At 68.5% G+C, this 26,989-nt stretch carries 28 protein-coding genes; 17 read left to right on the plus strand and 11 right to left on the minus strand.

What is annotated here, in order from left to right:
- Positions 1 to 249: 249 nt before the first annotated feature.
- Positions 250 to 522 carry a 30S ribosomal protein S20 gene (gene rpsT / locus WJ12_RS12835; RefSeq protein WP_006482211.1) on the plus strand — a complete coding sequence of 91 codons (273 nt, stop codon included), beginning with the start codon at positions 250 to 252 and terminating at the stop codon, positions 520 to 522.
- Between the two features lie 152 nt (positions 523 to 674).
- On the opposite strand, the gene WJ12_RS12840 is transcribed toward rpsT, so the two are convergent.
- Positions 675 to 995 carry a DUF3579 domain-containing protein gene (locus tag WJ12_RS12840; protein WP_011546046.1) on the minus strand — a complete coding sequence of 107 codons (321 nt, stop codon included), beginning with the start codon at positions 993 to 995 and terminating at the stop codon, positions 675 to 677.
- Positions 996 to 1,408: 413 nt separating this feature from the next.
- Here WJ12_RS12840 and argF point away from each other — a divergent pair, with 413 nt between their 5' ends.
- Positions 1,409 to 2,338, plus strand: coding sequence for an ornithine carbamoyltransferase (gene argF / locus WJ12_RS12845; protein ID WP_034190558.1), 930 nt, complete (start codon positions 1,409 to 1,411; stop codon positions 2,336 to 2,338).
- A gap of 93 nt (positions 2,339 to 2,431) precedes the next feature.
- Here argF and murB read toward each other — a convergent pair whose 3' ends face one another.
- Positions 2,432 to 3,481, minus strand: coding sequence for a UDP-N-acetylmuramate dehydrogenase (murB, locus tag WJ12_RS12850; protein WP_069245689.1), 1,050 nt, complete (start codon positions 3,479 to 3,481; stop codon positions 2,432 to 2,434).
- Between the two features lie 137 nt (positions 3,482 to 3,618).
- Here murB and WJ12_RS12855 point away from each other — a divergent pair, with 137 nt between their 5' ends.
- Positions 3,619 to 4,104: a YajQ family cyclic di-GMP-binding protein gene (locus tag WJ12_RS12855; RefSeq protein ID WP_011885818.1), complete on the plus strand. Its 486-nt coding sequence runs from the start codon at positions 3,619 to 3,621 to the stop codon at positions 4,102 to 4,104.
- A 79-nt stretch (positions 4,105 to 4,183) separates the two neighbouring features.
- On the opposite strand, the gene plsY is transcribed toward WJ12_RS12855, so the two are convergent.
- Together plsY and ybaK are read right to left on the minus strand one after the other, a co-directional pair.
- Positions 4,184 to 4,822, minus strand: coding sequence for a glycerol-3-phosphate 1-O-acyltransferase PlsY (gene plsY / locus WJ12_RS12860; RefSeq protein ID WP_034190556.1), 639 nt, complete (start codon positions 4,820 to 4,822; stop codon positions 4,184 to 4,186).
- A gap of 116 nt (positions 4,823 to 4,938) precedes the next feature.
- Entirely contained in the window at positions 4,939 to 5,430 is a 492-nt protein-coding gene (gene ybaK / locus WJ12_RS12865; protein WP_034190555.1) for a Cys-tRNA(Pro) deacylase, read from the minus strand.
- A 237-nt stretch (positions 5,431 to 5,667) separates the two neighbouring features.
- Between ybaK and WJ12_RS12870 the strand changes: the two genes are divergently transcribed.
- Positions 5,668 to 7,230, plus strand: coding sequence for a class I adenylate-forming enzyme family protein (locus WJ12_RS12870; RefSeq protein WP_069245690.1), 1,563 nt, complete (start codon positions 5,668 to 5,670; stop codon positions 7,228 to 7,230).
- A gap of 35 nt (positions 7,231 to 7,265) precedes the next feature.
- Here the strand turns inward: WJ12_RS12870 and xerD are convergent, their stop codons facing one another.
- From xerD to queG, 3 genes are all read right to left on the minus strand, one after another.
- Entirely contained in the window at positions 7,266 to 8,216 is a 951-nt protein-coding gene (xerD, locus tag WJ12_RS12875; protein ID WP_069245691.1) for a site-specific tyrosine recombinase XerD, read from the minus strand.
- Positions 8,216 to 8,683: a methylated-DNA--[protein]-cysteine S-methyltransferase gene (locus tag WJ12_RS12880; RefSeq protein ID WP_069245692.1), complete on the minus strand. Its 468-nt coding sequence runs from the start codon at positions 8,681 to 8,683 to the stop codon at positions 8,216 to 8,218. Before WJ12_RS12880 ends, xerD begins: the two co-directional genes overlap by 1 nt.
- 64 nt (positions 8,684 to 8,747) lie before the next feature.
- Positions 8,748 to 9,983 carry a tRNA epoxyqueuosine(34) reductase QueG gene (queG, locus tag WJ12_RS12885; protein ID WP_034190551.1) on the minus strand — a complete coding sequence of 412 codons (1,236 nt, stop codon included), beginning with the start codon at positions 9,981 to 9,983 and terminating at the stop codon, positions 8,748 to 8,750.
- 17 nt (positions 9,984 to 10,000) lie between these two features.
- Here queG and tsaE point away from each other — a divergent pair, with 17 nt between their 5' ends.
- Complete coding sequence (tsaE, locus tag WJ12_RS12890; RefSeq protein WP_034190550.1) at positions 10,001 to 10,552, plus strand: tRNA (adenosine(37)-N6)-threonylcarbamoyltransferase complex ATPase subunit type 1 TsaE; 552 nt, start codon at positions 10,001 to 10,003, stop codon at positions 10,550 to 10,552.
- Positions 10,534 to 12,057 carry an N-acetylmuramoyl-L-alanine amidase gene (locus WJ12_RS12895; protein WP_059560256.1) on the plus strand — a complete coding sequence of 508 codons (1,524 nt, stop codon included), beginning with the start codon at positions 10,534 to 10,536 and terminating at the stop codon, positions 12,055 to 12,057. The genes tsaE and WJ12_RS12895 overlap by 19 nt, the downstream gene beginning before the upstream one ends.
- Before the next feature lie 45 nt (positions 12,058 to 12,102).
- Here the strand turns inward: WJ12_RS12895 and WJ12_RS12900 are convergent, their stop codons facing one another.
- A complete protein-coding gene (locus tag WJ12_RS12900) occupies positions 12,103 to 12,981 on the minus strand; it encodes an EamA family transporter (RefSeq protein WP_175905825.1) in 879 nt (292 codons plus the stop codon).
- A gap of 227 nt (positions 12,982 to 13,208) precedes the next feature.
- Here WJ12_RS12900 and WJ12_RS12905 point away from each other — a divergent pair, with 227 nt between their 5' ends.
- On the plus strand, positions 13,209 to 14,090 hold the full coding sequence (locus WJ12_RS12905; protein ID WP_059560251.1) for a pirin family protein: 882 nt from the start codon (positions 13,209 to 13,211) through the stop codon (positions 14,088 to 14,090).
- Between the two features lie 52 nt (positions 14,091 to 14,142).
- Complete coding sequence (trxA, locus tag WJ12_RS12910) at positions 14,143 to 14,991, plus strand: thioredoxin (protein ID WP_034190546.1); 849 nt, start codon at positions 14,143 to 14,145, stop codon at positions 14,989 to 14,991.
- 109 nt (positions 14,992 to 15,100) lie between these two features.
- Here trxA and WJ12_RS12915 read toward each other — a convergent pair whose 3' ends face one another.
- Complete coding sequence (locus WJ12_RS12915) at positions 15,101 to 15,958, minus strand: tRNA threonylcarbamoyladenosine dehydratase (RefSeq protein ID WP_034190545.1); 858 nt, start codon at positions 15,956 to 15,958, stop codon at positions 15,101 to 15,103.
- 128 nt (positions 15,959 to 16,086) lie between these two features.
- Here WJ12_RS12915 and pdxH point away from each other — a divergent pair, with 128 nt between their 5' ends.
- From pdxH to WJ12_RS12930, 3 genes are all read left to right on the plus strand, one after another.
- Entirely contained in the window at positions 16,087 to 16,731 is a 645-nt protein-coding gene (gene pdxH / locus WJ12_RS12920) for a pyridoxamine 5'-phosphate oxidase (protein ID WP_049029783.1), read from the plus strand.
- A 121-nt stretch (positions 16,732 to 16,852) separates the two neighbouring features.
- Complete coding sequence (locus tag WJ12_RS12925) at positions 16,853 to 18,073, plus strand: SAM-dependent methyltransferase (protein ID WP_069245693.1); 1,221 nt, start codon at positions 16,853 to 16,855, stop codon at positions 18,071 to 18,073.
- Between the two features lie 23 nt (positions 18,074 to 18,096).
- On the plus strand, positions 18,097 to 19,398 hold the full coding sequence (locus WJ12_RS12930) for a DUF72 domain-containing protein (protein ID WP_034190542.1): 1,302 nt from the start codon (positions 18,097 to 18,099) through the stop codon (positions 19,396 to 19,398).
- 38 nt (positions 19,399 to 19,436) lie between these two features.
- Here WJ12_RS12930 and msrA read toward each other — a convergent pair whose 3' ends face one another.
- Positions 19,437 to 19,997, minus strand: a complete 561-nt coding sequence (gene msrA, locus WJ12_RS12935) for a peptide-methionine (S)-S-oxide reductase MsrA (protein WP_034190541.1) — start codon at positions 19,995 to 19,997, stop codon at positions 19,437 to 19,439.
- Positions 19,998 to 20,595: 598 nt separating this feature from the next.
- Here msrA and WJ12_RS12940 point away from each other — a divergent pair.
- The 3 genes from WJ12_RS12940 (at position 20,596) to WJ12_RS12950 (ending at position 23,455) form a co-directional block, all read left to right on the plus strand.
- Positions 20,596 to 22,002, plus strand: a complete 1,407-nt coding sequence (locus WJ12_RS12940; RefSeq protein ID WP_034190540.1) for a selenium-binding protein SBP56-related protein — start codon at positions 20,596 to 20,598, stop codon at positions 22,000 to 22,002.
- Positions 21,999 to 22,664: a hypothetical protein gene (locus WJ12_RS12945; RefSeq protein WP_059560248.1), complete on the plus strand. Its 666-nt coding sequence runs from the start codon at positions 21,999 to 22,001 to the stop codon at positions 22,662 to 22,664. The genes WJ12_RS12940 and WJ12_RS12945 overlap by 4 nt, the downstream gene beginning before the upstream one ends.
- Positions 22,665 to 22,945: 281 nt before the next feature.
- Positions 22,946 to 23,455, plus strand: a complete 510-nt coding sequence (locus tag WJ12_RS12950) for a flavin reductase family protein (RefSeq protein ID WP_034190538.1) — start codon at positions 22,946 to 22,948, stop codon at positions 23,453 to 23,455.
- Here WJ12_RS12950 and WJ12_RS12955 read toward each other — a convergent pair.
- Positions 23,442 to 23,942 carry an Lrp/AsnC family transcriptional regulator gene (locus tag WJ12_RS12955; protein WP_006477992.1) on the minus strand — a complete coding sequence of 167 codons (501 nt, stop codon included), beginning with the start codon at positions 23,940 to 23,942 and terminating at the stop codon, positions 23,442 to 23,444. The two genes, WJ12_RS12950 and WJ12_RS12955, sit on opposite strands and share 14 nt — an antisense overlap.
- 130 nt (positions 23,943 to 24,072) lie before the next feature.
- Here WJ12_RS12955 and kynB point away from each other — a divergent pair, with 130 nt between their 5' ends.
- From kynB to kynA, 3 genes are all read left to right on the plus strand, one after another.
- Positions 24,073 to 24,714 carry an arylformamidase gene (gene kynB / locus WJ12_RS12960; RefSeq protein WP_059560245.1) on the plus strand — a complete coding sequence of 214 codons (642 nt, stop codon included), beginning with the start codon at positions 24,073 to 24,075 and terminating at the stop codon, positions 24,712 to 24,714.
- Positions 24,715 to 24,739: 25 nt separating this feature from the next.
- Positions 24,740 to 25,993, plus strand: coding sequence for a kynureninase (kynU, locus tag WJ12_RS12965; protein ID WP_034190536.1), 1,254 nt, complete (start codon positions 24,740 to 24,742; stop codon positions 25,991 to 25,993).
- Between the two features lie 68 nt (positions 25,994 to 26,061).
- Positions 26,062 to 26,985 carry a tryptophan 2,3-dioxygenase gene (gene kynA, locus WJ12_RS12970; RefSeq protein ID WP_034190535.1) on the plus strand — a complete coding sequence of 308 codons (924 nt, stop codon included), beginning with the start codon at positions 26,062 to 26,064 and terminating at the stop codon, positions 26,983 to 26,985.
- Positions 26,986 to 26,989: the final 4 nt, after the last annotated feature.

Raw genomic sequence — 26,989 nt, forward strand, 5'->3', positions numbered from 1 at the left:
CGCAGCGGCAGCCGGCGCCTCGTCCCGCGGGTATCACTTCGAACTTGCCACTCGCTTGATTTTGTTGCTATAATCGCCGGTTTCTGGGCTCGTACATGCGCGGCAACTGCCGTTTTCATGTCCCTGCCTCGGTTAAAATCACCGTTTTTTTATGCGCCCCTGGGCAATCGTTCTCAGGGGACGGATCGAAAAGCAGCGCTTGGCCGTCAGGCTCCAAGCTCTGGAAACAGGACAGGATAAGGAACCGTCATGGCTAACTCCGCACAAGCACGCAAGCGCGCCCGCCAGGCCGCGAAGGCAAACTCGCACAACTCGGCGCTGCGCTCGAAATTCCGTACCGCGATCAAGTCGGTTCGCAAGGCTGTTGAAGCCGGCGACCAAGCAAAGGCTGCCGAGCTGTTCAAGGCTGCCGTGAAGACGATCGACACGATCGCCGACAAGAAGATCGTTCACAAGAACAAGGCCGCTCGCAGCAAGAGCCGCCTCGCCGCAGCCGTCAAGGGTCTGCAGGCAGCAGCGTAAATCCGGTGCGCCCGCTCGCGCGGGCGTTCCTGTTTCCTGCGATCGCAAAAAAGCCCGCCTAGGCGGGCTTTTTTGTTGCCTGTCGCCCGCGCATCACGCGGGGCGGAGGGTCTTGCCGCGGCGGGCGCAGCCTGCGCCCTCGCCTGCCGGCATCACTTCTTCGTGTTGTAGTCCGGCAGCTCGCACGCCTCGGTGACGACGAGGTTGTTGTCCTTCGCGAAATTCAGCACGAAATCGAAAGCCATCGGTTCGATGTCGCGCAACCGCGAATCGAGAATCACGCACTTCAGGTCGCCAAGCATCGTCGGGCGCACGTACAGCGAATACTTGAGACGCGCATTCGGCCCACTCGCCCCCGGCCCGAAGCAGGCCATCACACCGGCCAGACGTTCCGACCAGTCGCTCGGGCGAAACTTTTTCCCGTCTTTCGTGATGCCCTGGATGAAGAATTCGGTCGGAGGGGTTTCAGCCATGTGGTTACCCAAGTGACGGCCCGGCGATGTCCAGGCAACAGCGCCTGGATACGCGAACACAAAGCTGGAACGGACGGCGGCACAAGCGTTCCGATATCCCGAAAACGGGACGCCGGTGCGCGCCGCCGGCGGACTGCACCGGATTTGTGCAGCGCACGGCTTGTGTCCGGCAGAGCGCGAAAAGCCTTGCCTGCCGGGCTGGAGAAAACTTTCGGATTATACCGCAGCGCGCCATCGCGCGTCGTCCCGACCGCCCCCTTCCCGCGCTGTCCGCCGCCCGCCTCGATCGTGCCCCGCTTCGCTCCGCGGCTCGTCAAAGCACAGAAAATCCTTTATGCTGCTTTGAGTTATCCACACCCGACGGCGGCGCCGTCCGGCCTCGCTGCCGGGTGAAACCCGCCGTATTTCGCTTCATGACCGCCAAAACCATTCGTCACTACCTGCAGTTCAAGGATTTCTCGCTGGAAGATTACGAGTACGTGCTCGAGCGCACGGGTATCCTGAAGCGCAAGTTCAAGAACTACGAGACCTACCACCCGCTGCACGACCGCACGCTCGCGATGATCTTCGAGAAGAGCTCGACGCGCACGCGCCTGTCGTTCGAGGCCGGGATCTTCCAGCTCGGCGGCCACGCCGTCTTCATGAGCACGCGCGACACGCAGCTCGGCCGCGGCGAACCGGTCGAGGATTCCGCGCAGGTCATCTCGCGGATGGTCGACATCATCATGATCCGCACGTTCGAGCAGGAGGTCATCAAGCGCTTCGCGGACAACTCCCGCGTGCCGGTGATCAACGGCCTGACGAACGAGTACCACCCGTGCCAGGTGCTCGCCGACATCTTCACGTACTACGAGCACCGTGGTCCGATCGCCGGCAAGACCGTCGCGTGGGTCGGCGACGCGAACAACATGCTCTACACGTGGATCGAGGCCGCGCAGATCCTCGGCTTCAAGCTGCGCCTGTCCACGCCGCCCGGCTATGCGCTCGACATGAAGCTCGTGTCGCCCGACAGCGCGCCGTTCTACGAGGTGTTCGACGATCCGAACGAAGCGTGCAAGGGCGCCGACCTCGTCACCACCGACGTGTGGACGAGCATGGGCTTCGAGGCCGAGAACGAGGCCCGCAAGCAGGCGTTCGCCGACTGGTGCGTCGACGAGGAAATGATGGGCCATGCGAACCCGGACGCCCTCTTCATGCACTGCCTGCCCGCGCACCGCGGCGAGGAAGTGACGGCCGGCGTGATCGACGGCCCGCAGAGCGTCGTGTGGGACGAGGCGGAAAACCGGCTGCACGTGCAGAAGGCGCTGATGGAGTTCCTGCTGCTCGGCCGCCTCAAGCACTGATACCGAGCCGCCGGAACGCACCCGCATGAAAAAGCGCCGATCGTCGATCGGCGCTTTTTGTTTGGGCGTGCGGGAAACGGCGCGAAGCCCGCGTTACAGGCAGACCGGCTCGGCCTCCAGCTCGACACCGAATTGCGCACGCACGTCGGCCTGGATCGCCTGCGCCAGCGCGAGCACGTCCGCGCCCGTCGCACCGCCGCGATTGACGAGCACGAGCGCCTGGCGGTCGTGCACGGCCGCCGCACCGAGCGCGCGGCCCTTCCAGCCGCAGCGGTCGATCAGCCAGCCGGCCGCGAGCTTCACGTGCCCGTCCGGCTGCGGATACGACACGACCTCGGGTGCGCGGGCGCGCAGCGCCTCGAACTGCGCGGCGCCGATCACCGGATTCTTGAAGAAACTGCCCGCATTGCCGAGCACGAGCGGATCGGGCAGCTTCGCGCGGCGGATCGCGACGACCGCGTCGAACACGTCGCGCGGCGTCGCCGCCTCGGGCGCGATGCCGCGTGCGTCGAGCTCGCGCGTGACGTCCGCGTAGCCGAGCCGCGGCGCCCATTGCTTCGGCAGCCGGAACGTCACGGACACGATCGCGAACCGGCCGCGCCCGTCCCGCTTGAAGAAGCTGTCGCGGTAGCCGAACGCGCAGCGCGCGGCGTCGAAGCGCTCGCGGCGCCCCGTCGCCAGCTCGACCGCGACCAGCGAGTCGAAATACGCCTTCATTTCGAGGCCGTACGCGCCGATGTTCTGGATCGGCGCGGCGCCGACGGTGCCGGGAATCAGCGCGAGGTTCTCGAGACCCGGCATCCCGTGCTCGAGCGTCCACGCGACGAACCCGTGCCAGCTCTCGCCGCCGCCGGCCTCGACGTACCACGCGTCGTCGTCCTCGCGCACGACACGGCGGCCGGCGATCTCGTCGAGCAGCACGATGCCGTCGAAATCGCGCGTGAACACGACGTTGCTGCCGCCGCCGAGCACGAGCCGCGGCAGGTGCGCGACGCGCGCGTCGCGGTGCAGCGCCTCGAACTGCGCCGCATGCGTGATGCGTGCGGCGAAGCGCGCGTTCGCGGCGATGCCGAACGTGTTGTGGGCAGCGAGCGGATGGTCGGGGAGCAGCGACAGGGCGGAATCGTCAGGAGGCATCGGCATTCGCGGTCACGTCGCCCCGGGCCGGCAGACGGCCGGCCTTGGGCAAACGGAGGGGCATCGGTAAAATGGCAAACAGTCCGCAATTATAGCGAGTGCCCGCGCGCCAGCCGGGTGCCCGCACCTCAAGGGAGAATGCCATGCCATCGTTCGACGTCGTTTCCGAAGCGAACATGATCGAAGTGAAGAACGCCATCGAGCAGTCGAACAAGGAAATTTCGACGCGCTTCGACTTCAAGGGCTCCGACGCGCGCGTCGAGCAGAAGGAACGCGAGCTCACGCTGTTCGCCGATGACGATTTCAAGCTCGGCCAGGTCAAGGACGTGCTGATCGGCAAGCTGGCCAAGCGCAACGTCGACGTGCGCTTCCTCGACTACGGCAAGGTCGAGAAGATCGGCGGCGACAAGGTCAAGCAGATCGTCACCGTGAAGAAAGGTGTGACCGGCGATCTCGCGAAGAAGATCGTGCGCCTCGTGAAGGACAGCAAGATCAAGGTGCAGGCAAGCATCCAGGGCGACGCGGTGCGCGTGGCCGGCACGAAGCGCGACGACCTGCAGAGCGTGATCGCGATGCTGCGCAAGGACGTGACCGACACGCCGCTCGACTTCAACAACTTCCGCGACTGATCGCTGGCCGATCCGTCACGTCATCCTGCCGGGCCCCGCACACGCGGCGCGCCCGGCCCGCGGCAGCCGCCGCGCTTTCTCAGGCTTGCCCGCCGTCCTGCGCGCCGCCGTCCGCGGCCGCCTTCTTCTTGTCGCCGATCCGGCTCTCCTGCCCCGCGAGCAGCTTCGCAATGTTGCCGCGGTGACGCCACACAAGCAGCACGCTCATCGCGAGCACGGCCCATGCGACCGGGTTGTGACCCGTGCCGAACAGGAACACGTCGAACACCGGCGCGAACACGGCCGCCACCAGCGCCGCGAGCGACGAATAGCGGAAGAAGAACGCGACGATCAGCCAGGTCAGCGCGGTCGCGAGCCCGAGCACCGGGTGCACGGCGAGCAGCACGCCCGCCGCGGTCGCGACGCCCTTGCCGCCCTGGAAGCGGAAGAACACCGGATACAGATGGCCGAGGAACACGGCGATCGCGACCCATGCGATCGCGACATCGGGCAGGCCCAGGCGCCGCGCGAGCCAGACGGCAATCCAGCCCTTGAACGCGTCGCCGACGAGCGTCAGGATCGCGGCCTTCTTGTTGCCGCTGCGCAGCACGTTGGTCGCGCCGGGATTCTTCGACCCGTACGAGCGCGGGTCGGCCAGGCCCATCGCGGCGCTGACGACGACGGCGAACGACACCGAACCGATCAGGTAGGCAACGAGGGCGGCGAGCAGGATCTGCATGCGGAGGACTCTTCTTTCAACGTATCGGTAAAGGGACGGCCGTGCGCGGCAAGCCGGCGAGCCGAAACGGCGCCCATTCTACCGAACGGGCGCGGGGTGCCACGAAGGTGAAACCCTCAGTCGACGCTCGCGCACTGCACGGGCCGTGCGCCGAGCAGCGACACGAGCACCGCCGGCGCAAGGCTGACGAGGTAGCCGCGGCGGCCGCCGTTCAGGTAGATCGTCGGCAACTCGAGGATCGACGCCTCGACATAGACGGGCATCGTCTTGCGCGTGCCGAACGGCGACGTACCGCCGACGAGATAACCCGAATGGCGGTTCGCGACCTCCGGCTTGCACGGCTCGACGCGCTTCGCGCCGATCTGCCGCGCGAGGTTCTTCGTCGACACGGTGCGGTCGCCGTGCATCAGCACGATCAGCGGCTTCGCGTGCTCGTCTTCCATCACGAGCGTCTTCACGACGCAGTGCTCGTCCGCGCCGAGCTGGCGCGCCGATTCGCCGGTGCCGCCATGCTCGACGTAGTCGTACGGATGCTCGCCGAACGCGACGCCATGACGGCGCAACAGCTGGGTCGCCGGGGTTTCGGACACGTGTCTGGATTTGCTCATGGCGGCATTTTAATGGCGAACGACCAGCAGGCGGGCGGCGATGTGCGCGGCCGACGGTATACTCGCCGCCCGTTTTCCGCCGGGCGGCCGCCTGCGCCGCCGCCATTGCGCCCGTCATCATTGCGGACATCGCGAAGGGCTATTGCCCGATTGGCCGATTGTGGCGCGCGCGCCGTCATGGCACGATCGTTCGCAAACATCGTCAAGCCGCCGCCCGGCCCCTTTTCTGGAGACGCCATGCCCTCGCCCATCCGTTCATCCGAGTCGCTCGACGTCGACGCCCTGCTCGCCGCGCTGCCGCGCCGCATCGCCGACGTGCCCGCGCGCTGGGCCGCGCAGGCGCCCGCGCACCCGGCGCTGATCGAGGATGCGCGCCGACTGTCGTACGGCGAGCTGGCGCAGGCCGTCGATGCGGCGGCCGCGCGACTCGCGAGCCTCGGCGTGCAAGGCGGCGACCGCGTGATGATCGTCGCGGAAAACTGCGTCGCGCAGATCGTGCTGCTGTTCGCGGTCGCCCGCCTCGACGCATGGGCGCTCGTGTCGAACGCGCGGCTGTCGGCCGGCGAACTCGATGCGATCGCCGCGCATGCGCGCCCGAAGCTGGTCGCGTTCACGACCGACGCATCGCCCGACGCGCGCGCGCATGCCGCGCGGCTCGGCGCGACGCCCGCCGGCGCGCTGCCGGTCGACATCGGCGCGTGGTCGTATCGCGTCGACGCAGGCGCGCCCGCCGAACCGGTCGCCGCCGACAGCGCCGCGCAATGCGCGGCGCTGATCTATACGACCGGCACGACTGGCACGCCGAAGGGCGTGATGCTGTCGCACCGCAACCTGCTGTTCATCGCGGCTACATCGAGCGCGCTGCGCCGCGTGTCGCCCGACGACGTCGTCTACACGGTGCTGCCCGTGTCGCACGTGTACGGGCTCGCGTCGGTCTGCCTCGGCAGCCTTTACGCCGGCGCGACGCTGCGGCTCGCGCCGCGCTTCTCGCCGGAAGCCGTGCGCGTCGCGCTCGCCGACGAAGGCGTCACGATCTTCCAGGGCGTGCCCGCGATGCACGCGAAGCTCCTCGAACATCTGCACACGCATGGCCACGCGTGGCACGCGCCGCGCCTGCGCTTCGCGTATTCGGGCGGCTCGCCGCTCGACGCGAACCTGAAGGCGCGCGTCGAGCGCCAGTACGGCCTGCCGCTCCACAACGGCTACGGGATGACCGAAAGCAGCCCGACGATCACGCAGACGCCGCTCGACGCGCCGCGCGCCGACGGTTCGGTCGGCGTGCCGATTCCGGGCGTCGAGCTGCGGATCGTCGCGCCGGACGGCACCGACGTGCCGCCGGGCGACGTCGGCGAGATTCGCGTGCGCGGGCCGAACGTGATGCTCGGCTACTACCGCAACGCGGACGCGACGCGGGCGGCCGTGTCGCCGGACGGCTGGCTGAGCACCGGCGATCTCGCGCGGCAGGGGGCCGACGGCGCGGTGACGATCGCGGGCCGCAGCAAGGAGCTGATCATCCGGTCGGGTTTCAACGTGTATCCGGTCGAGGTCGAGCAGGTGCTGAACGCCCATCCGGACGTCGTGCAGGCGGCCGTGATCGGCCGCGCGGTCGAAGGCAACGAGGAAGTGCTGGCGTTCGTCGAGCTGGTGCCGGGCGCGAGTGCGGACGAAGCGGTGCTGCACGCGTGGTGCGCGGAGCGGCTCACGCCTTACAAGCGCCCGGCCCGCATCCGCGTGCTCGACGCGCTGCCGGCCGCGTCGACCGGCAAGGTGCTGAAACACAAGCTGCGCGACCTGGCCTGACGCCGGCCGGCGCGCCTGGCGGCACGCACCGCGCGCTAGCCGCGCGGGTGGTGCTGCGCGTGCAGCGTCTTCAGCCGCTCTCGCGCGACGTGCGTGTAGATCTGCGTGGTCGAGATGTCGCTGTGGCCGAGCAGCATCTGCACGACGCGCAGGTCGGCGCCGTGGTTCAGCAGGTGCGTCGCGAACGCGTGCCGCAGCGTGTGCGGCGACAGGTGCGCGCGCACGTCGGCCTGCCGCGCGTGACGCTTGATGATGTTCCAGAACTGCTGGCGCGTCATCCCGTCGCCGCGCGCGGTCACGAACAGCGCATCGGCCGCGCGCGCGCCGAGCAGCGCCGGCCGCGCGTCGCGCAGGTAACGCTCGATCCAGCCGTGCGCCACTTCGCCGAACGGCACGAGCCGCTCCTTCGAACCCTTGCCCATCACGCGCACGACGCCTTCGTTCAGGCCGACCTCGACGGTCTTCAGCGTCACGAGCTCGCTCACGCGCAGCCCGCTCGCGTACATCAGTTCCAGCATCGTGCGATCGCGCAGGCCGAGCGGCGTGCCGGTGTCGGGGGCGCCGAGCAGCGCCTCGACCTGCGCCTCGGACAACGTCGACGGAAACCGCGCCGCCTGTTTCGCGGATGTGATCCGCAGCGTCGGGTCAGCGCTCGCGCGATGCTCGCGCACGGCCCACCCGTAATAGCGACGGAACACCGACAGCCGCCGGTTCGACGACGTCGCCTTGCCGTCGCTGCGCGCGGCGATGTAGCCCGTCACCATCGCCTCGTCGGCCTTGTCGAGCGGCGCGTCGTGCGTCTCGGCCAGCCATTGTGAAAACAGCACCAGATCGCGCCGGTAGGCGTCGAGCGTATTGCGCGCCAGCCCGTGCTCGAGCCACAGCGCATCGCAGAACACGTCGATCGACGCGCGGCTCGCGTGCAGCGCGGGCGAGGCCGCGGCGACCTCGCCGTCGGCGTCGGAAGTCATCAGGGGTTCGCTCATCAGTACGGCACGCCTTCGTGCGCCAGCAGCCAGCGCTTCACTTTCTGGTAATAACCGTTGTCGTCGTGGTTCGCGAAGCCGCCGAGGCCGCCCGCCGCGACGACGCGATGGCACGGGATCACGAGCGGGAAGTAGTTCGCGCCGCACGCCTGGCCGACCGCGCGCGGCGCACTGCCGATCCGCTTCGCGACCTGGCCGTAGGTCAGCACCATGCCGGGCGGGATATCGCTGATCACGTCCCACACGCGGTGCTGGAACGCGCTGCCGACTTCGGCGAGCGGCAGGTCGAAGCGCGCCGACGCACGCTCGAAATAACGTTCGATCTGCTTGACCGCACGCTTCGCGAGCGGCGAGTCCGGATCGACCGACTTCACCGATTCGGGCAGATAGACGATCTCGCGCACCACCGCGGCGTCCGTGCGGATGCCGACCTTGCCGAACGGCGCGTCGATGACTGCGTTGAACATTGCCCTCTCCTGGCCGATGAATGCGCGCGTCGCTGCCGCGCGCCGACGACACTTTACGCTGCCTTCACGCGGCACGCAGCGCCCATTCGACATGCTCGCGCACGACCGGCGACGGATCGTCGGCCCGCGCGCGCAACGCGGCGACGATCGCGTCGCGCGCCGGCGGCGCGAGCCGGTCCGCGCCCGCGCGCAGCGCATTGCCGAGCCCGACCGCGAGATTGCGCAGCCAGCTTTCATAACCGATGCGCCGGATCGCACTGCCCTGCATCCGCGTATCGAACGTGTCCGCATCCCACGCGAACAGCTCGACGAGCGTCGCGCGGTCGAGACCGTGCCGCACGTCGAAATCGGCGACGGGCGCGGCCTGCGCGAACTTGTTCCACGGGCAGACGAGCTGGCAGTCGTCGCAGCCGTACACGCGATTGCCGATCATCGGCCGCAGCGCTTCGGGGATGCTGCCTTTCAGTTCGATCGTCAGGTACGAGATGCAGCGGCGCGCATCGACGCGATACGGCTCGACGATCGCGCCGGTCGGGCATGCGTCGATGCAGCGCGTACAGCTGCCGCAGTGCGCGCCGGGCGTCTCGGGCGCGGCGTCGGGCGCCGTGTGCGCGTCGGTCGGTAGCGGCAGGTCGACGTAGATCTCGCCGAGGAAGAACAGCGAACCGGCATCGCGCTGCAGCAGCAGCGTGTGCTTGCCGCGCCAGCCGACGCCGGCCTTCTGCGCGAGTTCGACCTCGAGCACCGGCGCCGAATCGGTGAACACGCGGTAGCCGAACGCGCCGATCTCGTGCTCGATGCGCTCCGCGAGCGTCTGCAGCCGGTTGCGCAGCACCTTGTGATAATCGCGGCCGCGTGCATAGATCGACACGACGGCCGCCTGCGGATCATCGAGCCGGGCGCGCTCGCGGGCGCGCCAGTCGTGCGGCACGAGCGCGCCGGGCGCGCCGCCGCGCGCATCGCCGGCGAGCGTTTCGGCCGGCAAATAGGCGAGCCGCACGGAAATCACGCGTCGCGTACCGGCCACAAGTTCGGCCGGGCGCGCGCGTTTCATCCCATGTTTCGCCATATAATCCATTTCGCCGTGGTATCCGGCTTCCAGCCAGGCGGCGAGGCCTGCTTCGGCATCCGAGAGATCGGTATCGCTGATGCCGATCGCCCCGAAACCCAATTCGCGCCCCCACGCCCTGATGCGCGCGGCGAGCGCAGTCAACGCCGCATCGTCGAGCGCGCACGGCGCCGCGCCTTCGGCACGAGTCGAAGGCCTGTCGGATGCGGCGAGTTCCGGTAATCGGTTCATCGCACTATTTTACGAGAATGCCAGCCACGTCCCATACGCCTCACGCCACCACGCTGCCCGCCCCGCTCGCGGAGCGCGTGATCGCACTCGCCGACGAAGCGGCGACCGAGGCATTCGGCACCCGCTTCGCGCACGCGCTCGACGCGGCGCGCATCGCGCTCGATCGCGCGCATGCGTTCGACGGGCTCCAGATCCAGCTGGTCGGCGATCTCGGCGCGGGCAAGACGACCCTCGTGCGCGCGATCCTGCGCGGCCTCGGCCATCAGGGCCGCGTGCGCAGCCCGACCTACACGCTCGTCGAGCCGTACGCGCTCGAACGCAGCGATGGGGAACTCGAGGTCTATCACTTCGATCTGTATCGATTCAACGATCCGGCCGAATGGTCCGACGCAGGCTTTCGCGAATATTTCAATTCGAGCGCGATCTGCCTCGTCGAATGGCCGCAACAGGCGGGCGCCCTGCTCGGCGTGCCCGATCTGGTTTTCTCGCTCGACGTGGATGGCGACGGCCGCGCCCTCACCGTCCGGGCGTACAGCGCTTCAGGAAAGGCATGTCTCGAAAGATGTTGATCAAACCGTTCCGCTCGATCGAATCGGCGGCCACCGCGACGCACAACTGGCGGCGCCGCCAGATCCTGCGCGCGGGTGCGTCGACGCTGGTGCTCGGTCTCGTCGCGCCGCGGCTCGCGCACGCGTCGTCGGTGCTCGGCGTGCGCGTGTGGCCCGCGCGCGATTACACGCGCGTCACGATCGAATCCGACCAGCCGCTGCAGAATAGCCAACAGCTGCTGCAGGGTCCCGACCGTCTCGTCGTCGACCTGACCGGCCTCGATCTCGACCAGGCGCTGCGCGACCTCGTGTCGAAGATCGCGCCGAACGACCCGCAGATCCAGTCGGTGCGGGTCGGCCAGTATCAGCCGCACGTCGTGCGGATGGTGTTCGACCTGAAGGGCTCGGTGAAGCCGCAGGTGTTCACGCTGCCGCCCGTCGGCACCTACAAGTACCGGCTCGTGTTCGACCTGTATCCGGCCGTCGCGCCCGATCCGCTGTCCGACCTGATCGCGCAGACGGAACGCAAGGAGCAGGCGCTCAACGACACGACGCGCGCGCAGCAGATGCAACCGCCGACCACGCTGTCCGGCCCCGGCACGCCGCCCTCCACGGGCGACAACAGCGACGCGTTCTTCCAGCGTTTCGCGCAGAACACGCCGGCCGCGCCGCATACGCCGCCGGCCGCCGGCACGCCTTCGACACCGCCGAAGCCGGCCGTCAAGCCGCCGCCCGTCATCGCGCGCCGCGACGACAGCGACGACGACGGCGACACCTACAAGTTCACCGCGCCGAAATCCGGCAAGGGCGGCACGGTGCGCCTGCTGACGGTCGCGATCGATCCGGGCCACGGCGGCGAGGATCCGGGCGCGATCGGCGGCGCCGGGACGTACGAGAAGCACATCGCGCTCGATATCGCGAAGAAGCTGCGCGCGAAGATCGACGGCGCGCCGAACATGCGCGCGATGATGACGCGCGACGCCGACTTCTTCGTACCGCTGAACGTGCGCGTGCAGAAGGCGCGCCGCGTCGGCGCCGACCTGTTCGTATCGATCCACGCGGACGCGTTCACGACGCCGTCCGCGCGCGGCTCGTCGGTGTTCGCGCTGTCCGACCACGGCGCGACGAGCGCCGCGGCGCGCTGGATGGCGAACAAGGAGAACTCGTCGGACCTGATCGGCGGCATCAACATCAAGACGGCGGACGCGGCCGTGAACCGCGCGCTGTTCGACATGTCGACGACCGCGCAGATCCGCGACTCGCTGCGCTACGGCAACTACGTGCTGAAGGAAGTCGGCGGCATCAACAAGCTGCACAAGGGCTCGGTCGAGCAGGCCGGGTTCGCGGTGCTGAAGGCGCCCGACATTCCGTCGATCCTCGTCGAGACCGCGTTCATCAGCAACCCCGACGAAGAGCGCAGGCTCAACGACGACAGCTATCGCGACGAGATGGCCGACGCGATCTTCCGCGGCATCAAGCGTTACTTCGCCGCGAATCCGCCGCTCGCGAAGAACCGGATGGCCTGACGGCCGCCCCTTCCCTGCCGCCGGCACGCGTGGCGTGCCGGCGCGTCACGACGCCGCGAAGCGGCTCAGCACTTTCCCGCCGAACACGTTCACGGCGAGCCCGCCCATCACGAGCACGGTGCCGATCAGCTGCGTGCGCGTCAGATGTTCGTCGAGCAGCAGCGCCGACGACGCGAGCCCGACGACCGGCACCAGCAGCGAGAACTGCGCGACCTGCGCGGCCGGGTAACGCGACAGCAGGCGGCTCCACAGCCCGTAGCCGAGCAGCGTCGCGACGAACGCGAGATAGACGACCGCGAAGATCGATGCGCGGTCGAGCCCGGCGAGCGCGGTCGCGATGCGCTGCGGCCCCTCGAACCACAGCGACAGCAGGAAGAACGGCACGGGCGGCACGAGGCTCGCCCACACGACGAGCGACACGAGGTTCGCCTTCCCGACCTTCTTCGTGACGATATTGCCGAACGCCCACATCGCGGCCGAGCAGATCGTCAGCAGGAAGCCCGCGAGCGTCATCGCGCGGCCGCCCTGTGCGGCGATCACGACGAGCCCGCCGGCGGCGATCGCGAGCCCGACCAGGTTCTGCACACGGAGCCGCTCGCCGAGAAACAGCATCGCGAACACGAGCGTGAAGAACGCCTGCGACTGCAGCACGAGCGATGCGAGGCCGGCCGGCATGCCGACGTACATGCCGGTGAACAGGAACACGAACTGGCCGAGCTGGATCGTCGCGCCGTACAACACCAGCAGGCGCCACGGAATCCGCGGCCGGCGCACGAAGAACACCGCGGGCACGGCCGCGAGCGTGAAGCGCAGCGCACCGAGCAGCATCGGCGGCATCCCGTGCAGGCCGACCTTGATCACGACGAAGTTCACACCCCACGCAAGGATCACGACCAGCGCGAGCAGCAAGTCCTTCGGGGCCATCATCGGCGTCTCCTCGATTCGAATCGTTGTGCAAAGCCCCCGTCCTGTCGCTTCGCGCCAGCCCCCGAGGGGGTCGGGAAAACCTGGGGCGGCCCGGCGTTTTCCCGAGAAGCGCGTCAGTCTACCGGGTTTCGCCGCGCGGCCCGATACCCGCGCGGCGCGCATGGAATCGACGGCGGGCGCCCAGTACAATGACCGGCATCCCCCGCCGCCCCACTGGAGCCGCCATGACCGACTCGATCAAAGCCCTGCTGAAGCCGCACGTGCGCGACATCGGCAACCTGCAGGTGCGCCGCACGCTGCCCGCACTCGCCGCGCGTCTCGTCGGCCCGTTCATCTTCTTCGATCACATGGGGCCGGCCACGCTGTCGGCCGGCACGGGGCTCGACGTGCGCCCGCATCCGCACATCGGGCTCGCGACCGTCACCTACCTGTTCGACGGCGCGATCCTGCACCGCGACAGCCTCGGCTCGCTGCAGGAAATCGTGCCGGGCGACGTGAACTGGATGACGGCCGGCCGAGGGATCGTGCACTCCGAACGCACGCCCGATGCGCAGCGCGCCAGCGGCCATACGGTGCACGGCATCCAGACCTGGGTCGCGCTGCCGCAGGCGCACGAGACGACCGAGCCGTCGTTCGAGCACCATGCGGCCGACACGCTGCCCAAGCGCAACGAAGACGGCGTGGCGCTGACGGTGATCGCCGGCGACGCATTCGGGCTGCGCTCGCCCGTCACGACGTTCTCGCGCACGCTGTACGTCGCGGCCGAATTCGCGGCCGGCGGCCGGCTCGAACTCGATGCGTCGCACGAGGAGCGCGCGGTCTATGTGGTCGACGGCGAGCTCGCGATCGACGGCACGCCGGTGCCGGCCGAACAGATGGCCGTGCTCGCGCCGGGCGCCACGGTCACGCTGACGAGCGGCAGCGGCGCGCGCGCGATGCTGCTCGGCGGCGACAGGATCGACGGCGAACGCTTCATCGAGTGGAATTTCGTCGCCAGCAGCCGCGACGCGATCGAGCGCGCGAAAGCAGCGTGGACGCGCCAGGAACTGGGCAAGGTGCCGGGCGAGACCGAGTGGATTCCGCTGCCCGAGCCGAAGCCGCGTTGAAAAAGGGGCGCGCCGCCCCCATCCTGACGATATTCGAACCGAAGAGAACGACATGGACACCACGCTTGCCACTTTCGAGAAAGACGTCATCGAGGCGTCGCTGGACACGCCCGTGCTGGTCGACTTCTGGGCGCCGTGGTGCGGCCCCTGCAAGACGCTCGGCCCGCTGCTGGAAAAGCTCGAAGCCGACTACGAAGGCCGCTGGAAGCTCGTGAAGGTCAACGTCGACGAGAACCAGGAACTGGCCGCGCACTTCCAGACGCGCAGCATCCCGCACGTGATCGCGTTCGCCGACGGCCGCCCGGTCGATCAATTCGTCGGCGTCCTGCCCGAAGGCCAGTTGCGCGCGTTCCTCGACCGGCTGCTGCCGGCGCCCGAGGAAGCCGAGCGCCGCGCCGCGCAATACGCGATCGCCGAGCAGCGCTACGACGATGCGCTCACGCACCTCGAAGCGGCGCTCGCGCTGAACCCCGGCTTCGACGACGCGCGCCTCGACCTGATCGAACTGCTGCTCGCGCACAACCAGGTCGACGCCGCGCGTGCCGAGACCGAGCGCCTGTCGCCGCAAACGGTGCAGAACGGCGATCCGCGCTACCAGGCGATCAAGACCCGGTTCGACGCGCTCGACGCCACGGCCGACCTGCCGCCGACCGACGCGCTCGAAGCCCGCATCGCGGCGAACCCGGCCGACCTCGACGCGCGCTTCGACCTCGCGCAGAGCCTGATCGCGCGGCGCGCGTACGAAGGCGCGGTGGAGCAGTTGCTGGAAATCGTCAAGCGCGACCGCGCATACGGCGACGATCTCGGCCGCCGCACGTTGATCTCGGTGTTCGAGCTGGCCGGCGATCGCCCCGATCTCGTCGCCGGGTGGCGACGCAAGCTGAGCATGGCGCTCAACTGACCCGATACGGCGATTCAGCCGGGCCGCCACGGCCCGGCCCGACGCCGGATCGCTTGCGGCGCACGACTCGCGCCGCACCCTCAATCGTCGATGCGCGCGCGTCGCTCGCTCAGCCGGCGGCCCGCGCCGCGATCGCGCGCAGCGCATGCGCGGCGGCCGCGAACCCGAAGCTCGCGGTCACGCACACGCTCGAGCCGAATCCCGCGCAGTTGAGCCCCGCGACATGCGCAGCCGCGGACGGCTCGGCACCGTCCTCGAGGTCGCACGCGGCCGCTTCCGGATAGATCAGCGGCTCGTCCGAATACACGGCGCTGACCTTGAAACGCGCCTTCGGCCCGCGCGGAAAACCGTGCTGCTTGCGCAACTGCGCACGCACCTTCGACAGCAGCGGATCCTGGATCGTCAGCGCGAGATCGTCGATGCGGATGCGCGTCGGGTCGAGCTGGCCGCCCGCGCCGCCGACGACGATCAGCGGCTGCCGCTTCGCGACGCACCATGCGATCAGCGCGACCTTCGTGCGCACGCTGTCGATCGCATCGATCACGTAGTCGAAGCCGCCGCCGAGCAGCGCGTCGAAGTTGTCGGGCTCGACAAAATCCTCGATCCGGTTCACACGGCACGCGGGATCGATCAACGCGATCCGCTCGGCCATCGCGTCGACCTTCGGCTTGCCGTAATTGCCGTCGAGCGCGTGGATCTGCCGGTTCGTATTGCTTTCCGCGACGTTGTCGAGATCGATCAGCGTCAGCGTGCCGACCGCGTTGCGCGCGAGCGCCTCGGCCACCCACGACCCAACGCCGCCGATGCCGATCACCGCGACGTGCGCGCGCTCGAACGCGGCGGCCGCCGGCGCGCCGTACAGGCGCGCGACGCCGCCGAAGCGCCGCGCGCGATCCACGTCAAGCTGGATTTGCGGGGTCGGGGTAAGATCAGAAGAACTGGGCGGGGCAGCGTCGGCAGCGGACATGGCAGCAAGGAAAACGTAAGTCGTGCAGCCCTCTATTTTGCCTGAACTCCCCGCTCGCACGCGCCACTGTGCACGCACGATTCCCGCGCGTTCGCTATACTGGCCCCAGATTGAAGCGTTTGCATAACATGACGACTCTCGCCGATCTCCGCATCAACTATTCACGCGCTTCGCTCGACGAAGCCGATGCCGCCCCCAACCCTTTCGCCCAGTTCGATCGCTGGTTCAAGGAGGCGCTCGCCGCCAAGCTGCCCGAGCCGAACACGATGACGCTCGCGACCGTCGGCGCCGACGGCCGGCCGTCGGCGCGGATCGTGCTCATCAAGGGCGTCGACGAGCGCGGGTTCGTCTTTTTCACCAATTACGAAAGCCGCAAGGGGCACGATCTCGCCGTGCATCCGCAAGCCGCGCTGCTGTTCTACTGGATCGAGCTCGAACGCCAGGTGCGCATCGAAGGCCGGATCGAGAAAACCAGTGCGGAAGAAAGCGACCGCTATTTCGCGTCGCGCCCGCTCGGCTCGCGCATCGGCGCATGGGCGTCCGACCAGAGCACCGTGATCGACAGCCGCGCGACGCTCGAAGCGCGCGAACAGGCCGTCAGCGAACGCTACGGCGACAACCCGCCGCGCCCGCCGCACTGGGGCGGCTACCGCCTCGTGCCCGACTCGATCGAGTTCTGGCAAGGGCGCCCGTCGCGGCTGCACGACCGCCTGCTCTATACGCGCGACGCCTCGACGGCGGCGGGCTGGACGATCTCGCGCCTGTCGCCGTAAGCGCGGCGCCGGCGCACGCCGGTCGTGTCTCGTGTTGCATCCGGGCGCCCGCTTCGCAAGCGGCGGGCGCCGGTCAAGATACTTGGCTGTATTCGATTCAACGAACAAACGGAGAATCCAAATGTTCTGGGAAAAGAAGCTGGCACAGTGGGCGGACGAAGTACGGGCGAAAGCGAACATACCGGCGCGCCTCGTGCTGTGGAACGGCGAGCAACTCGATTTCGGCACCTTCAGCGCACCGCAGGTCACGCTGAAGGTAAACAGCGCGTCGGCGTTGCCGCTGCTGCTCGAACCGAGCCTCGACAATCTCGGCGAGGCGTACGTGAAGGGCAAGATCGACATCGAAGGCAAGCTGTCGGACATCATCAACATCGGCTACTCGCTCGCCCGCAGCACCGTGACGAGCGCGAGCAAGCTCGCGCGCGTGAAACGCTACTTCAATCATTCGAAGAGTACCGACAAGAAGGCGATCCAGTACCACTACGACGTCTCGAACGCGTTCTACCAGTTGTGGCTCGACGAGAACATGGTGTACTCGTGTGCGTACTTCGAGAACGGCGACGAGGATCTCGCCACCGCGCAAATCAAGAAGATCGACCACATCCTGACGAAGATCCAGCTCGAGCCCGGCCAGCGCCTGCTCGACATCGGCTGCGGCTGGGGTGCGCTCGTGCTGCGCGCCACGCAGAAGTTCGGCGCGACGTGTCTCGGCGTGACGCTGTCGCAGAACCAGTTCGACCTGGCGACCGCGCGTGTAAAGGCCGCGGGGCTGGAAGACAGGATCGAGATTCGTCTGCAGGATTACCGCGAGATCGAAGGCCAGTTCGACCGCATCACGAGCGTCGGGATGTTCGAGCACGTCGGCCGCAAGAACCTGCCGCTCTACTTCTCGCGCATCCATGACCTGCTCGCCGACGACGGCATCGCGATGAACCACGGGATCACGTCGACCGACGCGGAAAGCGGCGAGACGGCGCTCGGCGGCGGCGAATTCATCGACCGCTACGTGTTCCCGGACGGCGAGCTGCCACACATCAGCCTCGCGCTCGAAGCGGCGCAGCGCGGCGGGCTCGAAGCGGTTGACGTCGAAAGCCTGCGCCGGCACTATGCGCGCACGCTCGACATCTGGACGGAAAACTTCGAGGCGAAGGCCGACCAGGCGAAAGCCCTCGTCGACGACGAAAAATTCCGCATCTGGCGCGTGTATCTTGCCGGCTGCGCGTATGCATTCGAGCACGACGACGTGTCGATCTTCCAGATCGTGTGCCGCAAGGCCGGACGCAGCGCGAAAACGCTGCCGTGGTCGCGGCGCTATATGTACGAACACGCGCTGCCGCGCTAGGCGGCGCTTCACGCTGGGCATGCATGGGTGACGGCAGGACGCGGCGCAAGACGCCGCCGGAACGACAGCAGCGCGACGACACGGACGGGTCGCACGCCGACGGGCAATTCGACCTGTTCGGCGTGCCGGCGGACGCGGCACGCGCGTCGCCGTCACCCACTGACGACCCCCGCCCCGCCCGCACCGATGACCCCGTGACGCCGCAGGCGCAGGACGAAGCGCCGCCGGCACCGCGTGCCAGGGCCCCCTCCCGCGCGGCCGACGACGAACCGGCACCGTCCTCGGGGCTGCTGTGGGACGAACCGTCGCCGCCCGCCGCGCCGCCGAAGAAGGGCCGGCGCAAGCGCGGCGTGCTGCCCGCGCCGATCTCGGCGGACGTTGCCGACGCCGCGGCCGGCCTGCCGCCGAACGTCCGGCTCGGCACGTCGTCGTGGTATTTCCCCGGCTGGAACGGCATCGTCTACGACGGCGATTTCGCGCAGACGAAGCTGTCGCGCGAAGGGCTCGAAGCGTACGGCGCGCATCCGCTCCTCAGGAGCGTGAGCCTCGACCGGTCGTTCTACGGCCCGCTGTCGGTGGCCGACTACCTGCGCTACGCGCAGCAGGTGCCCGACGACTTCCGCTTCGTCGTGAAGGCGCCGGCCTCGGTGACCGACGCGGTGATCCGCGGCCGCCGCGGCGAACCGTCGGGACCGAACCCGACCTTCCTCGACGCCGCGCTCGCGACCCGCGAATTCGTGCAGCCATGCCTCGAAGGGCTCGGCCGGAAAGCCGGCGTGCTCGTGTTCCAGTTCTCGCCGCTGCCCGACCCGTTGCTTGCCGAACCGGCCGCGCTGATCGACCGGCTGACCGCGTTCTTCGCGGCGCTCCCGCCGCTCGCGCCGGCAGCCGACGGCCCGCGTTATGCGATCGAGATCCGTGACGCGAGCCTGCTCACGCCGCGCTTCATCCGCGCGCTCGCGTCGCTCGGCGTGCGCTACTGCGTCGGGCTGCACGCGCGAATGCCCGACCCGCTGCGCCAAGCCGCCGCGCTCGCGCTGCTCGACGGCGACGCACCGGGCCCGCTGATCGTGCGCTGGAGCCTGCACGGCGGCTTCAAGTACGAACAGGCGAAAGCGAAATACGAGCCGTTCGACAAACTCGTCGACGAGGATCCGGCCACGCGCTCGGCGCTCGCCGAACTGGCCGCGCGCTACGCGCTGGCCGGGCAGCCGGTGATCATCACGATCAACAACAAGGCGGAAGGCTCCGCGCCGCTGTCATGCATCGCGCTCGCGCGCGAAATCGCCGCCGCGTGCGCGCAGTGGCGCAACGAGGCGGCGTAACGGAGGGGGCGTAACGCCCGGCCCGGCCGGCTACCCGCTTACGCGCCGCGCAGCGACTTCAGCCGGTGTGAGAACTTCTGCCGGAATTTCGCGAGCTTCGGCCCGATCACGACCGAGCAGTAGCCCTGCCCCGGGTTGCGCGCGTAATAGTTCTGGTGATAGTCCTCGGCCGGCCAGTAGTTGCCGTCGAGCGGCACGACCTGCGTGACGATCGGCTGGCCGAACACCTGCTCGCGCTCGAGTTCGCGGATCACGTCGAGCGCCGTGTCGCGCTGCGCATCCGAATGCGTGAACACGACCGACCGGTACTGCGTGCCGACGTCGTTGCCCTGCCGGTTCAGTTGGGTCGGATCGTGCGTCGCGAAGAAGATCTCGAGGATCTCGCGATACGCGATGCGCGCCGGATCGAACGTCACGTTGACGACTTCCGCGTGGCCCGTGTCGCCTTCGCAGATGTCGCGGTAGCCCGGATTGCGCGTATGGCCGCCCGCATAACCCGACTGGACGGCCGTCACGCCGTCGACGTCGAGAAACACGGCCTCCGTGCACCAGAAACACCCGCCTCCCAAAGTCGCGGTTTCAAGCATCTCGTTCCCCATGAATTCAGACCCTCGTTGATGACGGCCGCGGCACGCCCGTGCCGGCTGCCGCCGTTCCATCCCGCCGCCGCGCGGCCCGCGATGCGGGGCACGGCGACACTCCGGCAAGTATCTCACTCGCGCGCGAACCTGGCAGATTGCACAGGTGCCGCGCGCGACTCGCCGCACGTTTCTCGTCTACACTGAGGCACGCGCGAGCGGCGGCAAACCCGTCGCCGCGCACGCAGCGCCCGATGCATGCCCGACCCTGATGCAAACATCATCTGCCGGAACATCGATATGCACGCCTTAACAGAATTCGCCTGCATCGCCTGCATCGCCCGCGTGGCCGCTGTCGCGCCGCGGGCCGCCGCTTCAACCGTACCAACGCCAGGCCACGCGTCCGTCCCGCCCCCGGCGCGGCGCTCCCGCGTATTGCCTTTACCGGCTTTCCCCGCTTTCACGATCTGATGCATGGCAACGCGCGTGGCACCGACACGTGCGTCCGCCTGCCGATCGCATCCGCCGGCACGATGCGCGCCGCGCGGCCATCCCGACCCGCACGCCCGCAACGAACGGCCGTGCGTTCACGATCCGAACCCATCGAGAGGGCATCACCATGAGCATGCGGCCTGACCCGACGTTTCATGCTTCACCCGAGCTTGCGATGCAGGCGCCGGCGGAGGAATTTGCCTATACGTTGTTGCTGAGCCCCGATTTTTCCAGACCCGACGCGCTCGCCGTGATCGACGTGAAGCCCGGATCGCCGACCTACGGAAAAATCGTGCATACGGTGACGATGCCGAACACCGGCGACGAGTTTCACCACTTCGGCTGGAATGCGTGCTCGTCGTCGCTGTCGCCGCTGACCGGCCATGCGTTCCTCGAGCGCCGCTTCCTGATCATCCCGGGCCTGCGCTCGTCGCGCATCTACGTGATCGATACGAAACCGCACCCGACGCAGGCGCGCATCCACAAGATCATCGAGCCCGACGAGATCTTCGCGAAGACCGGCTACTCGCGCCCGCACACCGTGCATTGCGGCCCCGAAGGCATCTACGTGAGCACGCTCGGCGGCGCGGGCAAGGACGGCACCGACGGCGCGCCCGGCATCTTCATCATGGATTGCGAGACGTTCGACGTGCTCGGCCGCTGGGAGATCGACCGCGGCTCGCAGGACAAGCACTACGACTTCTGGTGGAACCTGCCGCGCGACTACATGGTGTCGAGCGAATGGGCGCTGCCGCCGCAGTTCGAGAACGGCATCGTCCCCGAGGACCTGCTCGCGAACAAGTACGGGCACCGGCTGCATTTCTGGGACCTGCGCGCGCGGCGCAACGTGCAGACGATCGATCTCGGCGCGCAGCACCAGATGGCGCTGGAGGTACGGCCCGCGCACGACCCGGCGCGCGAATACGGGTTCGTCGGCGTCGTGGTCGACACGACCAACCTCGAAGGCTCGATCTGGACCTGGTGGCGTGAGGACGGCAAGTTCCATGTGAAGAAGACCGCGACGATTCCCGCCGAGCCGGCCACGGCCGATGAGCTGCCGCCGCTGCTGCAGGGATTCGGCGCGGTGCCGCCGCTCGTGACCGACATCGACCTGTCGCTCGACGACCGCTTCCTGTACGTGTCGTGCTGGGGCACCGGCGAGATGCGCCAGTACGACGTGTCGGATCCGCACAATCCGGTGCTCGCGGGGTCGGTACGCATCGGCGGCATCGCGCGCCGTGCGCCGCACACGAACGGCCGCCGGTTCGCAGGCGGCCCGCAGATGGTCGAGATCAGCCGCGACGGCCGGCGCGTGTACTGGACCAATTCGCTGTATTCGACGTGGGACGACCAGTTCTATCCGGACGGCGTGCCGGGCGCGCAGGTGCTCGCGCATGCGGGGCCGGACGGCGGGCTGACGCTCGCCGACGACTACTGGGTCGAATTCCCCGACGGCTATCGCGCGCACCAGATCCGGCTCGAAGGCGGCGACTGCTCGACCGACTCGTTCTGCTATCCGTCGGTCAGGCGTTGAACGCCGGCCTGCACGCGCAGGTCGCCCTGTGGGCGGCCGTGCTCGCGAGCGGCGTCTATCACGGGCTCAATCCCGCGATGGGCTGGCCGCTCGCGGTATCGAACGCGCTGATGACGCGCCGCGGCACCGCGCTCGTCGCGGCGCTCGGCTATCTCGCGCTCGGCCATGCGCTCGCGGTCTTCGCGGTGATGCTGCCGTTCGGGCTGCTCGCCGCGCTGCTCGCGTGGCAGTCGGCGATCCGGATCGGCGCGAGCGCGCTCGTGATCGGCTTCGGCGCCGTGCTGCTGATCCGGCGCCGGCACCCGCGCGCGCTCGCGCGAATCCCGCCGGCGCGACTCGGCCTGTGGTCGTTCGCGGTCGCGATCGCGCACGGCGCGGGGCTGATGCTGGTGCCGGTCTACCTCGGGCTGTGCGGCTTCGACCGCGATGCGGGCCACCGCGCCGCGACCGTGCTCGTCGATGCGCATCTCGGGATGGCACTCGTCGTCGCGGCCGTGCACGCGGCCGCGATGATCGCCGCGGGCGGCGGGCTCGCATGGCTCGTGTACCGCTATCTCGGGCTGAAGTTCGTGTCGCGGAGCTGGTTCAATCTCGATGCCGTGTGGGCATCGAGCCTGATCGTGACGGGTGCGCTGTCGCTCGGACTGGCGGCGGCGCGATAGCGCGGGAGCGACGGCCGGCGGGATGCGCCGGCGCGGCACCCGAACGGGCACGACGGCCAGGCCGCCCGCCCGCGGCAGCGCATCCCGCCGCGCGACGCAGTGTTCGCTATGCCACCCTGCCCCCGCGATGCGCCGTCCGGCCGGGCCCGCCAGCCCCGATTCCGCTAAAATCGGGCCATGCGCACCCCTTCCCAATCGACCGCCTTGTCGCCTTTCGTCCGCCGTGCCCGCGCCACCCGCGTCGCGCCGCGCCTGCCTGTCTCGTTCCGGATGGTGGCCCGATGAGCCGCGCCAACCCGCCGGATTTCGACGCGACCGCCTTCCGGCAGGCACTCGGCCAGTTCGCGACGGGCGTGACGGTGATCACGACGCGCGCACCGTCCGGGCAGCTGATCGGCATCACCGCGAGCTCGTTCAACTCGGTTTCGCTCGATCCGCCGCTGGTGCTGTGGAGTCTCGCGCACAAATCGGCGTCGACGCCCGTGTTCCGCGGCAACAGTCATTACGTGGTGAACGTGCTCGCGGCGTCGCAGCTCGACCTGTGCAAGCGCTTCTCGACCTACAAGGGCGACCGCTTCGAAGGGATCGCGCATGCGGCCGGCAACTCGGGGATGCCGGTGCTCGACGGCGCGCTCGCGTGGTTCGAATGTCACAACCGCAGCCGTTACGACGAAGGCGATCACGTGATCTTCGTCGGCGAAGTCGAACGCTGCGGCGTGCGTGCGGTATCGGACGCGACCCCGCCGCTGGTGTTCCACGGCGGCGGCTTCCACGGCCTCACACCGCTTTGATCGCCCCCGTGCGCGCCAGCCCGACCGGCGCGCCGGCTTCATCCTTCAGCGTCTGCAGCACGATGTTCGAACGGATGTCCATCACGCCCGGCGCCTTGTAGAGCCGGTTCAGCACGAAATCCGAATAGTGCTTGAGGTTGTGCGCGAGCACGCGCAGCAGATAGTGGCTCTCGCCGGTCACGACGAACGCGCCGACCACCTCCGGCCATTCGCGCAGCGCTTCCGCGAAGCGCTCGTGCCATTGATTCTCTTCGTTGCGCATCGACACCTGTACGAACGCCTCGAGCTCGAAGCCGAGCTTCTCGCGGCTCAGGCACGCGCGATAGTGCTCGATCACGCCCTGCTCCTCGAGCAGGCGCATGCGGCGCAGGCAGGCGGACGGCGAAAGCGAAATGCGTTCCGCCAGGTCGAGATTGCTGATTCTGCCCTCCTCCTGCAGTACCGCCAGAATCCGGCAGTCGGTGGCATCGAGCGTGATCGCGTGCATTTTTGGTCCCCGTTTTCCCTCTCAGTCGAATTATCTGCCAATCCGGCGGATTGTCCATGTTTATTTCGCAAGCACTTTCTGCGAGCGTCCACCTATCATTCGAAGCATCGACTCACCGATTCGTCATGCCATGGACACCCTCTGGGACATCTCGCCGCCTGTCAGCCCCGCCACGCCCGTGTGGCCGGGCGATACGCCGGTTTCCGTCGAACGCGTATGGCGGATGGAAGCCGGCTCGCCGGTCAACGTCGCGCGCGTGACGCTGTCGCCGCACACCGGCGCGCACTGCGATGCGCCGCTGCATTACGACGCCGACGGCGCGCCGATCGGCGCCGTGCCGCTCGCCACCTATCTCGGCCCGTGCCGCGTGATCCATTGCATCGGCGCATCGCCGGTCGTGCAGCCGGCCGACATCGCGGCCGCGCTCGACGGCGTGCCGCCGCGCGTGCTGCTGCGCACCTGTGCGCGCGCCAGCGTCGAGCAGTGGGACAGCGATTTCTGCGCGGTCGCGCCCGCGGCCGTCGACCTGCTCGCCGCCCGCGGCGTGAAGCTGATCGGCATCGATACGCCGTCGCTCGACCCGCAGGAATCGAAGACGATGGACGCGCATCACCGCGTGCGCGCGCACCGGATGGCGATCCTCGAAGGCATCGTGCTCGACGACGTGCCGCCCGGCGACTACGAACTGATCGCGCTGCCGCTGAAATTCGCGACGCTCGACGCGAGCCCCGTGCGCGCGGTGCTGCGCGCGCTGCCCGCGCATGCTTCCTGATTACCCCGACCCACGACCCCACATCATGATCAAGACCCGTGAAGACGCGCTCGCGCTCGACCGCGACGACCCGCTTGCCCCGCTGCGCGACCAGTTCTCGCTGCCCGACGGCGTGATCTACCTCGACGGCAACTCGCTCGGCGCGCAGCCCCGCGCGTCGGCCGCGCGTGCGCAGCAGGTGATCGGCGCCGAATGGGGCGAAGGCCTGATCCGCAGCTGGAACACGGCCGGCTGGTTCGCGCTGCCGCGCCGTCTCGGCGACAAGCTCGCGACGCTGATCGGCGGCGCGCCCGGCGAAACGGTCGTCACCGATACCATCTCGATCAACCTGTTCAAGCTGCTGTCGGCGATGCTGCGCCACCAGGCCGGGCGCGCGCCCGAACGCCGCGTGATCGTGTCGGAACGCTCGAACTTCCCGACCGACCTGTATATCGCGCAGGGGCTGATCGAACAGCTCGGCGGCGCTTACGAGCTGCGCCTGATCGACGATCCGGCCGACCTGCCGGCCGCGCTCGGCGCGGACACGGCCGTCGCGATGATCACGCACGTGAACTACCGCACCGGCTACATGCACGACATGCCGGCCGTCACGCAGCTCGTGCACGACGCGGGCGCGCTGATGCTGTGGGATCTCGCGCACTCGGCCGGCGCGGTGCCGGTCGACCTGAACGGCGCGCGCGCGGACGGCGCGGTCGGCTGCACGTACAAGTACCTGAACGGCGGCCCGGGCTCGCCCGCGTTCGTATGGGTGCCGCAGCGCCATCACGCGCATTTCTCGCAGCCGCTGTCCGGCTGGTGGGGCCACCGCGCGCCGTTCGCGATGCAGCCGGGCTTCGCGCCCGATCCGGGCATCGCGCGCTTCCTGTGCGGCACGCAGCCGATCGTGTCGATGTCGATGGTCGAATGCGGGCTCGACGTGTTCCTGCAGACCGACATGCAGGCGATCCGCCGCAAGTCGCTCGCGCTGACCGATGCGTTCATCGCGCTCGTCGAAGCACGCTGCGCGGGCTTGTCGCTGAAGCTCGTCACGCCGCGCGCGCATCACCAGCGCGGCTCGCAGGCGAGCTTCGAACATCCGCACGGCTACGAAGTGATGCAGGCGCTGATCGCGCGCGGCGTGATAGGCGACTACCGCGAGCCGTACGTGCTGCGCTTCGGCTTCACGCCGCTCTATACGCGCTTCGCCGACGTGTGGGACGCCGTCGAAACGCTGCGCGACATCCTCGCCACCGACGCGTGGAAGGCGCCCGAGTTCGCCGAACGCGGCGCGGTGACCTGACCGTCATTACCCGGCGCGCGCCGCGCGTTCGTCATTCAAATCTGGAGAGAGTCGTGAATTCTGGTCATATGCAGCCACCCGGCGGCGACGCGCCGGCAGGCTGCCCGTTCTCGGGCGCACGCGCCCCCCAACCGGCACCGGCCGCGCACGAAGCGCCGCACGTGCCCGGCGATGCCGGCTGGCACAACGCGCAACTCGATTTCTCGAAGTCGATGAGCTATGGCGACTACCTGTCGCTGAATTCGATCCTCGATGCGCAACATCCGCTGTCGCCCGATCACAACGAGATGCTGTTCATCATCCAGCATCAGACGAGCGAGCTGTGGATGAAGCTCGCGCTGTTCGAGCTGCGCGGCGCGCTCGACGCGGTGCGCACCGACGCGCTGCCGCCCGCGTTCAAGATGCTCGCGCGCGTGTCGCGCATCCTCGAGCAACTGGTGCAGGCGTGGAACGTGCTGTCGACGATGACGCCATCCGAATACTCGGCGATGCGCCCGTACCTGGGCCAGTCGTCGGGCTTCCAGTCGTACCAGTATCGCCAGCTCGAATTTCTGCTCGGCAACAAGAACGCGCAGATGCTGCAGCCGCATGCGCACCGGCCCGACCTCCTCGAACAAGTGCGCGCGACGCTCGAAGCGCCGTCGTTCTACGACGAAGTCGTGCGCCTGCTCGCGCGGCGCGGGTTCCCGATCGCGGCGCAACGGCTCGATCGCGACTGGACGCAGCCGACACGGCACGACGAGACGGTCGAAGCCGCATGGCTCGAGGTGTATCGCCACCCGCAGCAGCACTGGGAGCTGTACGAGATGGCGGAGGAACTCGTCGATCTCGAGGATGCGTTCCGCCAGTGGCGCTTCCGTCACGTGACGACGGTCGAGCGCATCATCGGCTTCAAGCAGGGCACGGGCGGCACGAGCGGCGCGCCGTACCTGCGCAAGATGCTCGACGTCGTGCTGTTCCCCGAACTCTGGCACGTGCGCACCACGCTGTAACGCC

The organism is Burkholderia seminalis, assembly GCF_001718535.1.
Classification (GTDB): Bacteria; Pseudomonadota; Gammaproteobacteria; order Burkholderiales; family Burkholderiaceae; genus Burkholderia; species Burkholderia seminalis.